This window comes from Streptomyces flavusporus, assembly GCF_046267975.1.
Classification (GTDB): Bacteria; Actinomycetota; Actinomycetes; order Streptomycetales; family Streptomycetaceae; genus Streptomyces; species Streptomyces flavusporus.
Map to the genome: position 1 here is coordinate 7566667 of NZ_CP176503.1, position 13712 is coordinate 7580378.

10 protein-coding genes and 1 riboswitch are annotated in these 13712 nt (G+C 71.8%); all 10 genes read right to left on the reverse strand.

Features of this window, described 5'->3' with window-relative positions; all coding sequences use genetic code 11:
- Positions 1–6: 6 nt before the first annotated feature.
- A complete protein-coding gene (gene cobI, locus ACKTSN_RS35675) occupies positions 7–738 on the reverse strand; it encodes a precorrin-2 C(20)-methyltransferase (RefSeq protein WP_409472885.1) in 732 nt (243 codons plus the stop codon).
- A complete protein-coding gene (locus ACKTSN_RS35680; RefSeq protein WP_409472886.1) occupies positions 735–2177 on the reverse strand; it encodes a cobyrinate a,c-diamide synthase in 1443 nt (480 codons plus the stop codon). Before ACKTSN_RS35680 ends, cobI begins: the two co-directional genes overlap by 4 nt.
- On the reverse strand, positions 2171–2770 hold the full coding sequence (gene cobO / locus ACKTSN_RS35685; RefSeq protein WP_409472887.1) for a cob(I)yrinic acid a,c-diamide adenosyltransferase: 600 nt from the start codon (positions 2768–2770) through the stop codon (positions 2171–2173). The genes ACKTSN_RS35680 and cobO overlap by 7 nt, the downstream gene beginning before the upstream one ends.
- On the reverse strand, positions 2770–4755 hold the full coding sequence (locus tag ACKTSN_RS35690) for a putative cobaltochelatase (protein ID WP_409472888.1): 1986 nt from the start codon (positions 4753–4755) through the stop codon (positions 2770–2772). Before ACKTSN_RS35690 ends, cobO begins: the two co-directional genes overlap by 1 nt.
- Positions 4752–8405: a cobaltochelatase subunit CobN gene (cobN, locus tag ACKTSN_RS35695; RefSeq protein WP_409472889.1), complete on the reverse strand. Its 3654-nt coding sequence runs from the start codon at positions 8403–8405 to the stop codon at positions 4752–4754. The genes ACKTSN_RS35690 and cobN overlap by 4 nt, the downstream gene beginning before the upstream one ends.
- Positions 8402–9949, reverse strand: a complete 1548-nt coding sequence (locus ACKTSN_RS35700) for a cobyric acid synthase (RefSeq protein ID WP_409472890.1) — start codon at positions 9947–9949, stop codon at positions 8402–8404. The genes cobN and ACKTSN_RS35700 overlap by 4 nt, the downstream gene beginning before the upstream one ends.
- Positions 9946–10890: a cobalamin biosynthesis protein gene (locus ACKTSN_RS35705; RefSeq protein ID WP_409472891.1), complete on the reverse strand. Its 945-nt coding sequence runs from the start codon at positions 10888–10890 to the stop codon at positions 9946–9948. The genes ACKTSN_RS35700 and ACKTSN_RS35705 overlap by 4 nt, the downstream gene beginning before the upstream one ends.
- A gap of 107 nt (positions 10891–10997) precedes the next feature.
- Positions 10998–11139: riboswitch (cobalamin riboswitch) on the reverse strand.
- Between the two features lie 110 nt (positions 11140–11249).
- Entirely contained in the window at positions 11250–11471 is a 222-nt protein-coding gene (locus tag ACKTSN_RS35710) for a hypothetical protein (RefSeq protein ID WP_224735878.1), read from the reverse strand.
- 30 nt (positions 11472–11501) lie between these two features.
- Complete coding sequence (locus ACKTSN_RS35715) at positions 11502–12740, reverse strand: inorganic phosphate transporter (protein WP_409472892.1); 1239 nt, start codon at positions 12738–12740, stop codon at positions 11502–11504.
- Positions 12741–12882: 142 nt separating this feature from the next.
- Positions 12883–13632, reverse strand: a complete 750-nt coding sequence (locus tag ACKTSN_RS35720) for a lysozyme (protein WP_409475003.1) — start codon at positions 13630–13632, stop codon at positions 12883–12885.
- Positions 13633–13712 lie beyond the last annotated feature (80 nt).

The following is a 13712-nucleotide window of genomic DNA, read 5'->3' on the forward strand; positions in this document are numbered from 1 at the left end:
CGAGCTTCACAACTTGCCGCCCCGCCCGCCGTCGCGCCGCGCGGGCGCGATGAGCGTCGAGAGATACGGCAGCGCAGTCCCGTCCAGCTCGCCGGCCGGCCGGACGGACTCCTCCGGCAGCCCCAGCGCCGACCCCCACACCGCCCCGTCGAGCCGGCCGCTCTCCCGCAACGCCTCCGCGACCTCGGCCGCCTGCCGCCCGAACTTGTAGGCGACGACGGTCCCGGGCCCGTTCAGCGCCTCCTTGAGCACGGCGGCCCCGGCGGTCACCGGCACCAGCGTCAGCGGCTCGGTCCCCTCCGTCAGCACGGCACCCGACCGCGCCGCGAGGTCCTGCATGGCGGTGATGCCGGGCACGGTCTCGACGACGGTCCCCGGGACCAGCTCGGCGATGGTCTGCGCGAGATAGGTGAACGTGGAGTACACGTTCGGGTCACCGATCGTCGCGAAGGCCACGGAGGCATGCCGGGTGAGCAACCCGGCGACCCGCTCACCCGCCGCGTCCCAGGCGGCCTCGCGCCGCGCCCGGTCGCTCCGCTCGTTCAGCGCGAACACCACCCGCAGCACCTTCTCCTCGGGCACGTAGTGCAGCACGGTCGCCTCGGCGCGCCCGCGCTCACCGGTGTCTATGACCGGGACGACGACCACGTCGGCGGCGCGCAGCGCGTTGACGCCCTTGACGGTCACCAGCTCCGGGTCGCCGGGACCGACCCCGACTCCGATCAGCCTGCTGCTCATGACGTCCGGCACCTCTCCACGAACCGACGGGCCGCACCGGGCGCGGACGCCCAGTGCGTGTGCAGATAACTCGCGTGCACACCGCGCTGTACGAAGCCTTCGACGCGCCGCTCGGGCGCCCGCATGCCCCAGGCAGGGGCGGTACCGGACCCGGGCTCGACCACGGTCCGATGAAACTCGTGCCCACGCATCCGTGTCCCGGCCCCGGCGAGCACGCTGTCACTGACGGCCACGGCGTCCCGGTAGCCGAGCGTGAGCCGCTCCGACATCCGCGCCTCCGCATCGAGCACGCCGCACATGGGCAGTCCGTCCAACTCCCGGCACAGATACAGCAGCCCGGCACACTCGGCAGCAACAGGCGCGCCCGCGAGCGCAAGCTCACCGATGGCTTTACGGAGCGGCTCGTTGGCGGACAACTCGGAGGCGTACACCTCGGGAAACCCACCCCCGATGACCAACCCGCGTGTATCTTCGGGCAGTTCCTCATCGCGAAGCGGATCAAACGGGACGACTTCTGCCCCGGCAGCGGCCAGCAGCTCACTGTGCTCGGCATAGGAAAACGTGAAGGCCTCCCCACCGGCGACAGCAACAACCAGCCCGTCTGGGGGAGTTTGAGGACGAGGCCCTTCGGGCCGAAAGGGGGGTCTGGGGGCGGAGCCCCCAGGGTCGGGAACGGGAAGGGGCGGCGGGGGCGAGGAACCCAAGGCCTCAGCCGCATCCCAACCCGCACCCGACAACGCACCCGCACTCCGCGCCAGCCCGACCAAAGCCTCCAGATCACACCCGGCCGTCACCTGCGCGGCCATGGCGGCCACCGCCTCCACGGCCGCCCCCCGCCGCTCGGCGACCGGCACCAGCCCCAGATGCCGCGACGGCGTGTCCACCTGAGCGGCCCGCCGCAGCACGCCGAGCACCGGCACCCCGGCCGACTCCAACGCCTCCCGCAGCAGCAGCTCGTGCCGATCGGAGCCGACCTTGTTCAGAATCACACCCCCGACCCGCACCTCCGGATCCCAGGAAGCGAACCCGTGCACCAGCGCCGCGACGGACCGGGACTGCGACGAGGCGTCGACCACGAGCACCACCGGCGCTCGCAACAGCTTCGCCACATGAGCGGTGGACGCCAGTTCACCCTCCCCCGCGGCCCCGTCGTACAACCCCATCACCCCCTCCACGACGGCGACGTCACACCCACGCGCCCCATGCAGGAACAACGGGCCGATCAACTCCGGCCCGCACAGATACGCGTCGAGATTCCGCCCCACCCGCCCGGTCGCGAGCGCGTGATACCCGGGGTCGATGTAGTCCGGCCCCACCTTGTGCGGGGACACGGCGAGCCCCCGCGCGGCGAACGCGGCCATCAACCCCGTGGCGACGGTGGTCTTGCCGCTGCCGGAAGACGGCGCGGCGATGACCAACCGGGGCACAGAAGTCACCACTCGATGCCCCTCTGCCCCTTCTGCCCGACGTCCATGGGGTGCTTGACCTTGGACATGTCGGTGACGAGGTCGGCGATGTCGACCAGCTTCTCGGGCGCGTTCCGCCCGGTGATGACGACATGCTGGGTGCCCGGCCGGTCCCGCAGCACGGACACGACCTCGTCGGTGTCGACCCAGCCCCAGTGCATCGGATACGCGAACTCGTCCAGCACGTACAGCCGGTACGTCTCGGCGGCCAGGTCCCGCTTGACCTGCTCCCAGCCCTCCCGGGCCTTCTCCTCGTTGTCCATCTGGTCGTCGCGCTGCACCCACGACCAGCCCTCGCCCATCTTGTGCCAGGCGACGGACCCGCCTTCCCCGGAGTCCCCGAGCACCCGCAGCGCCCGCTCCTCGCCGACCTTCCACTTGGCCGACTTCACGAACTGGAACACCCCGATCGGCCACCCCTGGTTCCAGGCGCGCAGCGCCAGCCCGAAAGCGGCGGTGGACTTGCCCTTCCCCACGCCCGTGTGCACGACGACGAGCGGCCGGTTCCGCCGCTGACGAGTCGTCAGCCCGTCGTCCGGTACGACACTCGGCTGTCCCTGCGGCATTACGCGGCCCTCCTGTTGCCCTGAACTTCCCTGACCAGTCCGGCGATCGAGTCCGCCCGCAGCTCGTCCAGCGTCACCGCCGTACCGCCCAGCTCACCCGCGAGCCGCCCGGCGAGCCCCAGCCGCACGGGCCCCGACTCGCAGTCCACGACGACCGACGCGACCTGCTCGGCCGCGAACAGCCCGGCCGCACGCGACGCCAACGCCAGCGGTTCGGGGCCACCGGTCGCCCGCCCGTCGGTCACCACCACGACGAGGGCCCGCCGCGCCGGATCCCGCAGCCGCTCCACCCGCAGCACCTCGTGCGCCTTGAGCAACCCGGCCGCGAGCGGCGTACGCCCACCCGTCGGCAGCGACTCGAGCCGGGCCGCCGCCGCGTCCACCGACGAGGTCGGCGGCAGCGCGAGGTCGGCCGCCGACCCCCGGAAGGTCACCAGCCCCACCTTGTCCCGCCGCTGGTAGGCATCGAGGAGCAGCGACAGCACGGCCCCCTTCACGGCGCCCATCCGCTGCCGCGCCGCCATCGACCCGGAGGCGTCGACCACGAACAGCACGAGGTTCCCCTCACGCCCCTCCCGCGTCGCCTGCCGCAGATCGTCCCGGCGCACCACGAGCCCCGGCCCGGACCGCCCCCGCGCCCGCTGATACGGCGCCGCGGCCTGCACCGTCGCCGCCAGATGCAGCTTGGTGAGCGCCCCGCGCGGTCGTCGGGCCCCCGTGGTCCGCCCGTGCTCGGTCCGCGCCCGCGAGCGCCGCCCGGCGGCCCCTTCGCCGATCCCGGGCACACTCAGCACCTTGGTACGGAACGGTTCGGCGGCCCGTACGGCGGACTGCTCGCCACCGCCCGACGGCCCGCCGCCCTCACCGGACTCCGGCCGGGCGCCCGTGTCACCGCCCTGCGGACCGGCGTCCGGAGCCGGCTGCCCGCCGCCGCCCCCGCCCGGCCCGCTGTCATCGGGATCGGAGTCGTCGTCGCCGGAGAACTCCTCCAGCGTCTCGTCGAGCTTGTCCTCGTCGAGCCCCGGCGCATCGAAGGGATTTCGCCTGCGCCGGTGCGGCAGCGCGAGCAGCGCCGCCTGCCGCACGTCCTCCGCGAGCACATCGGTCCGCCCGGCCCACGCCGCCAGCGCGGTAGCGGTCCGCGCCATCACGATGTCGGCCCGCATGCCGTCCACCTCGAAGGCGGCACAGGTCGCCGCGATCTGCCGCAGCGCCCCGTCGCCGAGCCGCACGGAGGGCAGCAGCTCACGCGCGGCCACGATCCGTGTCCGTACGGCGGCCTCCTCGTCCGCCCATCGGGCGGCGAAACCGGCCGGATCGTCGTCGTAGGCGAGCCGCCGCCTGACGACCTCCACTCGCTGGTCCGGCTCCCGTGAGGCCGCGACCTCGACGGTCAGCCCGAACCGGTCGAGCAACTGCGGCCGCAGCTCGCCCTCTTCGGGGTTCATGGTGCCGACGAGCAGGAACCGTGCGGCATGCCGTACGGAGACACCCTCGCGCTCGACGTACGACGCACCCATCGCCGCCGCGTCCAGCAGCAGGTCGACGAGGTGGTCGTGGAGCAGGTTGACCTCGTCGACGTACAGGATCCCGCGGTGTGCGTCGGCGAGCAGGCCGGGCTCGAAGGCCTTCACGCCCTCGGCGAGCGCCCGCTCGATGTCCAGGGCGCCGACCAGCCGGTCCTCGGAGGCGCCGACGGGCAGTTCGACCATGCGCGCCGGCCGCGACACGCCCGGCCCGGACTCGTGCGGCCCGTCCGGGCACGACGGGTCGGCAGCCGCGGGGTCGCAGGAGAAACGGCACCCGGCGACCACGGGCACCTGAGGCAGCAGCGCCGACAGCGCGCGCACCGCCGTCGACTTGGCGGTGCCCTTCTCGCCGCGCACGAGCACGCCGCCGACCGCCGGGGACACGGCGTTCAGCAGCAGTGCGAGCCGCAGATCGTCCTGGCCGACGACGGCCGTGAACGGAAACGGGGTGGTCACTTGTCCTCGCCCTCCAGGTCGCCTTCGAGTTCCAGGTAGGTGGCGCGCAGCCGCTCCAGGGTGTCCGCGTCCGGCTCGGCCCACAGCCCACGGTCGGCGGCCTCCAGCAGCCGCTCGGTGATGCCGCGCAGCGCCCACGGGTTGGACTTCTTCATGAAGTCCCGGTTCTCCGGGTCGAAGACGTACTCGGCGCTGAGCTTCTCGTACATCCAGTCGTCGACGACCCCGGCGGTGGCGTCGTAGCCGAAGAGGTAGTCGACGGTCGCCGCCATCTCGAAGGCGCCCTTGTAGCCGTGCCGCCGCATCGCCGCCATCCAGCGCGGGTTGACCACCCGGGCCCGGAAGACGCGGTGGGTCTCCTCGCCCAGGGTGCGTGTCTTCACCTGGTCGGGGGTGGCGGAGTCGCCGACGTACGCCTCGGGGCTCGCGCCCGTCAGGTGCCGGACCATGGCGACCATGCCGCCGTGGTACTGGAAGTAGTCGTCGGCGTCGACGAGGTCGTGCTCACGCGTGTCGACGTTCTTCGCCGCCACCGCGATCCGCCTGAACGCCGTCTCCATGTCCCCGCGCGCCGCCCGCCCGTCGAGCCCGCGCCCGTAGGCGTAGCCGCCCCACACCGCGTACACCTCGGCGAGGTCGGCGTCGGATCGCCAGTTGCGGGCGTCGATGAGGGGGAGCAACCCCGCCCCATAGGCCCCCGGCTTCGACCCGAAGACACGGGCGGTCGCGCGCCGCCGGTCACCGTGCTCGGCGGTGTCCTCGTCGGCGTGGGCGCGGACGTAGTTCCGGTCGGCGGGCTCGTCCAGCTCGGCCACCGCCCGTACCGCGTCGTCGATGAGCCCGACGACATGCGGGAACGCGTCCCGGAAGAAGCCGGAGATGCGGACCGTGACGTCGATGCGGGGGCGGCCGAGTTCGGCGAGCGGGACGATCTCGAAGCCGGTGACGCGCCTCGACGCGTCGTCCCACACCGGGCGGCAGCCCAGCAGCGCGAGGATCTCGGCGATGTCGTCGCCCTGGGTGCGCATCGCGGACGTGCCCCACACCGTCAGGCCGACGGACTTCGGGTACTCGCCGGTGTCCTGCAGATACCGCTGCACGAGCGAGTCGGCGAGCGACTGGCCGACCTCCCAGCTGAGCCTGGAGGGAATGGCCTTGGGGTCGACGGAGTAGAAGTTGCGGCCGGTCGGCAGGACGTTGACGAGCCCGCGGGTGGGGGAGCCCGACGGGCCCGCCGGGACGTAACCGCCGTCGAGGGCCTTGAGGATGTGACCGATCTCGTCGGTGGTACGGGCGAGCCGGGGGACGACCTCGGTACAGGCGAACTCCAGCACCGAGACGGCGTCCGGGAGTTCGGTGCCGAGCACCTCCCGTACGAGAGCGGTGCTCTCGGAAGCCGCCCAGCCGCGGGACTCCATCCCCTCCGCGATCCGCCGGCACAGCTGCTCCAGCAGGTCGATCGCGTCGGCGGCCGTACGGGACGGCCCCTCCACCAGATCCGTCAGTTCGACCGGCACCTTCACCGGAGCCCCCGGCTCGGCGAGCAACTCCTTCTCGACCAGGCCGAAGTGGAGCGCGAGCGAGGCCCGCAGCCCCGGCAGCGCGTTCGCCTGCCCGCCCCACACCTGCGAGGCGCGCAGCACGGCCAGCACGAGGTTCACCCGCGGCTCACCGACCGGGCCGCCGCCGAGGATGTGCAGTCCGTCCCGGATCTGCACGTCCTTGATCTCGCACAGATAGCCGTCGATGTGCATGACGAACTCGTCGAACTCTTCGTCGTCCGGCTGCTCGTCGACATGCAGGTCGTGGTGCAGCTCGGCCGCCTTGACCAGCGTCCAGATCTGGGCGCGTACGGCCGGGGCCTTGGCCGGGTCCAGGTCGGAGACGAGCGCGTACTCGTCGAGCAGCTGCTCCAGCTTGGCCAGGTCGCCGTACGTGTCGGCGCGCGCCATCGGCGGCACGAGGTGGTCGACGACGGTGGCGTGGCCGCGGCGCTTGGCCTGGGTGCCCTCGCCGGGGTCGTTGACGATGAACGGGTAGATCAACGGCAGATCCCCGAGGACCGCGTCCGGCGCGCACCTGCCGCTGAGCCCGAGCCCCTTGCCCGGCAGCCACTCCATCGTGCCGTGCTTGCCCATGTGCACGATCGCGTCGGCCTGGAAGGTGTTCTCCAGCCAGCGGTAGGCCGCCATGTAGTGGTGGGACGGCGGCATGTCCGGGTCGTGGTAGATCGCGATCGGGTTCTCGCCGAAGCCGCGCGGCGGCTGGATCATGACGACGACGTTCCCGAACCGGAGCGAGGCGAGGACGATGTCGTCCCCGTCGACGTACAGCGAACCCGGCGGCTCGCCCCACGCCTCCAGCATCCCGTCCCTGAGCTCCGGGTCGAGCTTGTCGAACCACGCCCGGTAGTCGGCGAGCGGCACGCGCGCGGGCGCGGCGGCCAGCTGATCCTCGGTCAGCCACTCGACGTCATGGCCGCCTGCCTCGATGAGCCGGTGGATCAGCTCGTCGCCGTTGTCCGGGTATTCGGTGAGGCGGTAGCCGGCAGCCTTGAGGGCGTCCAGGACTCGTACGGCGGATGCGGGCGTGTCCAGGCCGACCGCGTTCCCCACGCGCGAGTGCTTGGTCGGATACGCGGTGAAGACGAGCGCGAGCTTCTTGTCCGCGTTGGCCTTGTGCTTCAACTGCGCATGCCGTACGGCGACACCCGCGACCCGCGCCGCCCGCTCCGGGTCGGCGACGTACACCGGCACGTCGTCCGGCCCCTGCTCCTTGAAGGAGAACGGCACGGTGATCAGCCGCCCGTCGAACTCCGGGATCGCCACCTGCATCGCCGCGTCCATGGGGGACAGGGCGGCATCCGACTCCTCCCAGGCACTCCTGGACGACGTCAGGCAAAGTCCTTGCAGCACAGGGACGTTGAGATCGGCCAGCGCCCCGATGTCCCACGCCTCCTCGTCGCCCCCCGCCGACGCCTGGGAGGCATGCGTACCGCCGGCGGCGAGGACGGTGGCGACCAGGGCGTCGGCCCGGCCGAGCAGCTCGTACAACCCGGCGTCCGCGCCGCGCAGCGAACCGCAGTACACCGGAAGGGCGTTGGCCCCCTTCGCCTCGATCGCCTCGCACAGCGTGTCCACGAAAGCGGTGTTGCCGCTCAGTTCGTGGGCCCGGTAGAAGAGCACACCGACGGTCGGACGGCCGTCCAGGACCGCGCGCGAGCCATGAACCCCGTACTCCGGCATCTTCTGCGGCTCGACGAAGCCCTCACCCGTGAGCAGAACGGTGTCGGACAGGAACCGCGCCAGCTCGGTCAGGTTGGCGGGCCCGCCCTCGACGAGGTAGCGCAGCGCCTGAGCCACGACACCGGCCGGCACCGACGACTCGGCCATCAGCTCGGCGTCCGGCACGGCCTCACCGCCGAGCAGGACGGTCGGGATCCCGGACGCCTTCAGCGCGGCCAGGCCCTCCTCCCAGGCGCGCTTGCCACCCAGCAGTCGTACGACGGCGATGTCGGCGCCCTCGACCAGCCCCGGCAGCTCCTCCCGGACATCCACCCGGGTCGGGTTGCCGATCCGGTAGGCGGCTTCGGAGGCACGCGCCGCCAGCAGATCGGTGTCGGCGGTCGACAACAACAACACAGTGCTCATGTGGGCGCTCCCGGTGGAATGAAAGGCAGTCCTTGCGGCGCGCCCGACTCGATGAGCCGCCACAGCGCGTCCGTGTCCGCGTGCTGTTCGATCAGGTCGCCCAGCCGGTCGAGTTGCTCCTCGCGCAGCGCGGCGAACGAGGTGTCGGGCGCCGGCACGAAACGGCGGCCCGCGGCGGCGGCCACCTCGCGCAGGAACGCCCGCCGGAAACCGTCCGACTCCAGCGAGCCGTGCCAGTGCGTGCCCCAGATCTGCCCGACCCGGCAGCCGTCCAGGAAGGGCTCTCCGCCTACGACGTCGGCGACCCCGTGGTGGATCTCGTATCCCTCGACGGGCTCGCCGAGCGCCTCGCCGACGGGCCGGGTGAGGGTCTTCTCCCGTGCGAACCGCACGCGCACGGGCAGCAGTCCGAGCCCGTCCACATGGCCCACGCGCGACTCGACCTCGTCCTCGATGTGCTCACCGAGGATCTGGAAACCGCCGCAGATTCCGAGGACGGGCCGTCCTTCCACGGCCCTGCGGGCGAGGGCGTCCGCGAGGCCGCGCTCCCGCAGCCACTCCAGGGCCCGGACCGTCCCCCGGGTGCCGGGCACCACGACGAGGTCCGCGTCCGCGAGTTCCTCCGCCCGGTCCACGAACCGCACCACGACCCCCGGTTCGGCCGCCAGTGCGTCCACGTCCGTGAAGTTGGACATCAACGGGACGGCGCAGACGGCGACCCGGAGGATGTCCTCGCCGACGGGGGAGGACACCTCGGACTCCCGGACGGAACCCCGCAGCGACACCCTCCCCCACTCTCGGCTTCGCTCGAGCGGGGGGACCCCCATCCCGTCCTCCTCATCGATACCGAGGCCGTGCCGGTACGGCAGGACACCGTACGTACGTCGCCCGGTGAGCCCGTGGAGCATCTCCAGCCCCGGCTCGAGCAGCGACACATCGCCGCGGAACTTGTTGACGAGGAAGCCGGCGACCAACTCCTGGTCCTCGCGCGAGAGCAGCGCGACCGTGCCGAAGAACGAGGCGAAGACGCCCCCGCGGTCGATGTCGCCGACGACGAGCACGGGCAGTCGCGCGTTCCGGGCGATCCCCATGTTCACGATGTCGGTCCGGCGCAGATTGATCTCGGCGGGACTGCCCGCCCCCTCACAGATCACCGCGTCATACGTGCCCCGCAACTCGGCGAGGCACTCCAGCACCGTCCCGAGCAGCCGCTCCTGCCGCCCGCCGTGGTAGCCGCGCGCACTCATCTCGCCCACGGGCCTGCCCATGAGGACGACCTGACTGCTGCGGTCACTGCCCGGCTTGAGCAGCACGGGATTCATCAGCGCGGTCGGCTCCACGCGGCACGCCTGCGCCTGCATGGCCTGCGCCCGCCCGATCTCGGCACCCTCGCGCGTGACGAACGAGTTCAGCGACATGTTCTGCGCCTTGAAGGGCGCCACCTTCACGCCTTGGCGCACCAGCCACCGGCAGATCCCGGCGGTGACGACGCTCTTGCCGGCGTCGGAGGTGGTGCCGGCGACCAGCAGACCCCCACCACTCATGACATACGCCCCCTTGTCAGCAGCCGCCCGGCGACACAGACGCCGAGTGCGAGCAGTCCGACGCGCCGGGACAGCCGTACCGCCCGCTCCACGTCGGTGACCCGGACGGCGCGCCCCGCCGACGCGTTGAGCACGGGCCGGCGCTCGACCCGGCCCCCGTAGGACAGGGTCCCGCCCAGCCGTACCCCGAGCGCCCCCGCGAACGAGGCCTCCACCGGCCCGGCGTTGGGGCTCGGATGCCGGTCGGCGTCCGCGCGCCAGGCCCGCACGGCTCCCCGCGGATCGGGACCGGCCACCGCGGCGAGTACGGCGGTCAGCCGGGCGCCCGGCCACCCGGCGAGGTCGTCGAGGCGTGCGGAAGCCCACCCGTACCGCAGGTACTTGGGCGACCTGTGCCCGACCATGGCGTCGAGGGTGTTCACGGCCCGGAACCCGAGCAGCCCCGGCACCCCGCCGACGGCCCCCCACACCAGCGCCCCGACGACCGCGTCGGAGGTGTTCTCGGCCACCGACTCCACGACCGCCCGGGCGATCCCGTCCGCGTCGAGCGCCTGCGGATCCCGCCCGCACAGATGCGGCAGCCGCGCCCGCGCACCCTCCACATCACCGGCCTGCAGGGCACGGCCGATGGCCCGGGCCTCGCGAGCCAGCGACGTCCCGCCCACGACCGCCCAGGTGGCGACGCCGGTGAGGGCCACGGAGGCGGCGGGAGACGACCGTACGAGACGCGAGGCCGCGGTCCCGAGCGCCACCGCCGAGCCCGCACACACGACGGCATGCAGCGCACCCCACCCGCGGTGATCCCGCCACAGCACCCGCTCGACCCCACCGGCGGCCCGCCCGAACGCGGCGACCGGATGCCCCCGGCGCGGATCACCGAGGAGGAGATCGCCGAGGAGACCGAGAGCGGCGCCGTACGCGAAGACGCGATCGGCACGCATCGGCTCAGCCGATCGCGGGGTCGGGCAGAACCCGGGTACTGAACCTCAACCTCGAACGGCAGCCGAGCATCGCGATATGTCCTCACTCAGGGTGTCCACGCCCTGGTTCGACGAGACCGGCGGTGAGAGTTCCTGGCTCCCGGGGAGTTCCTTCCCCGGTCACAGTGGCGGGACCGCGCCGGATTCACACCGGGCTTCCTCTCCTGCCGCCGTACATGGCCCCGGAAGTCCACCACGGGGCCGGAAGGGGCGTCAACTTGCCTGTGACCTGCGGTGCTGGAGTGTGCTGAGGCCCACACACCGACGCGCCGGGCGGTACGGGATTTCCCGTACCGCCCGGCGCGTCGGTCAAGTCGGGCTCAGGCCACGATCAGATAGATCCCGTACGCCACCGCCGCCGCACATGCCGCGAAGGCGGCGTACGCCCCCGCGACGGCGAGCGCGGCCGAGTCGCCCTGCGCCGCCGCGCGCTCCCGGCGGGACAGGCCCGCGATGCCGAGGGTGAACAGGCCCACGAGGGCCACGGTGGCCACGAGGCTGACGCCGAAGACGGAGCCGAGGGCCGCCCAGTCGATCTTCATGCTGCTTCTGCTTCCTTCGTACCTGGGGGGTCAGACGGCGGCCCGGGAAGGCGCCTGGTCCGCGGATGTGGGCTGCGCGGGGATCGTGGCCGTCAGGCCCTCGGCCGCGCCGGGCGGGGGAGTGGCCACGGCGGCCATCGCGGTCGTCACGACATCGGCCGGTTCCTCCGCCGTGTCGTTGACGTTCGTGTGGTCGACGACCTCGCGCCGGGAGAGCTTCCAGATCGCGGCGCTGGAGGCGACCAGGAAGACGGCGACGAGCGCGGTGCCCCACGAGCCGAAGCCGGTCACCCACTCCGCGACGGCAGCGACCAGCGCGGCGGCCGGCAGGGTCAGGCCCCAGGCGACGAACATGCGGGTGGCGGTGGACCAGCGCACGACCCCACCCTTGCGGCCGAGACCCGCACCCATCACCGCACCGGAGACCGAGTGCGTGGTGGACAGCGAGAAGCCCAGGTGGGAGGAGGCCAGGATGACCGTCGCGGCGCTGGTCTGCGCGGCGAAGCCCTGCTGCGGCTGGAGGTCGGTCAGGCCCTTGCCCATGGTGCGGATGATGCGCCAGCCGCCGAGGTAGGTGCCGAGCGCGATGGCCAGGCCCGCCGAGAGGATGACCCACATCGGCGGGTCGGAGTCGGGGGCGAGGGAGCCGCCCGCGACCAGGGCGAGGGTGATGATGCCCATGGTCTTCTGCGCGTCGTTGGTGCCGTGGGCGAGGGAGACGAGGCCGGCGGAGGCGATCTGGCCGGCGCGGTAACCCTTCGCGGCGGCCTTGCCGTCGGCCTTCCTGCCGAGCGTGTACGTCAGCCGGGTGGCGAGCATGGCCGCGATGCCCGCGACCAGCGGGGCGGCGACCGCCGGTATCAGCACCTTGGTGACGAGGACATCGCCGTGCACGGCGCCCACGCCGGCCGAGGCGACGGTGGCGCCGATCAGACCGCCCATGAGGGCGTGCGAGGAGGACGACGGGAGGCCTACGAGCCAGGTCGCCAGGTTCCACAGGATCGCGCCGACGAGTGCGGCGAAGATGACCTCGGGACGTATGCCGCTCTCGTCGACCAGCCCCTTGGAGATCGTGTTGGCGACTTCCACCGAGAGGAAGGCGCCGACCAGGTTGAGGACGGCGGACATGGCCACCGCGACCTTGGGTCTGAGGGCACCGGTGGAGATGGTGGTTGCCATCGCGTTCGCGGTGTCGTGGAAACCGTTCGTGAAATCGAACGCGAGTGCGGTTACCACCACAATCGCGAGGATCAGCGAGATGCCTTCCATTTACCCAGGCAATCGTTCGAGGTCATTGGCTGGACGAACGTACGTAACCCAAGTGAACGAAAGGTGAACTGAGGGGGGCTCCCTGGTGTCTCAAGGTGGGGGCCGCCGTCCGGTCAGGGATCGACGGCCCCGTGGTGCCCGGTTACGAGCCCTTTGCGAACTTCCTCAACTGGGTCGTCGAGCCGTTGAAGAGATTCTGGTCACCCGGCAGGCTGCCACTGTTGTCGTACTGCCAGAGCGTCCAGAACGACCACCCGGCCGGGAGTGTTCCCGCGCTCGCGGAGTCGTAGCGCGCTATCCACAGTGCGTGATTGCCAGCGAAGGCGCGACTGCTGCCCGTGCAGGTGTTCCACCAGTGGGTGGTGGTGTAGATCACGGGGCGGCGGCCGGTGAGCCGCTTCACCTCGTCGCTGAAGGCCTTGATCCAGCTGACCATCTTCGTCTTGCTCAGGCCGTAGCACTTGTGCTTCTTGTCGTACGGGTTGTACTCGATGTCGAGCGCGGGGGGCAGCGTCCAGCCGTCCCCGCGCCAGGCGCCGCCGTTGCGGACGAAGTGCGCCGCCTGGGCCTTGCCCGACGACTTGTTCGGCAGTGCGAAGTGGTACGCACCGCGTATCAGGCCTGCGTTCCGCGCGCCGTTGTACTGCTGGCTGAAGTACGGGTTGCGGTACGTGGTGGACTCGGTCGCCTTGACGTAGACGAACCGGGCGCCCTTCGACTTCGCGCTCTGCCAGTTGACGTTCTTCTGATGGGACGAGACGTCGTGCCCCTTCGGCTTGCTCGCCGCACTGGCCGGAATCTCGGCCAGTGCGGTCCCCCCGATCGCGAGGGCCGCCACCGACGCCGCGACGAGGCGGCTGCGATGGCGGAACGGTTTGCGGTCACGGGCCATGTTTCCCCCCGGAATGGCAACGTGCATGACAAATCCCCCCAGAGAGTACGGGAAGATCGTTGAATGCTCATCGATCTCCG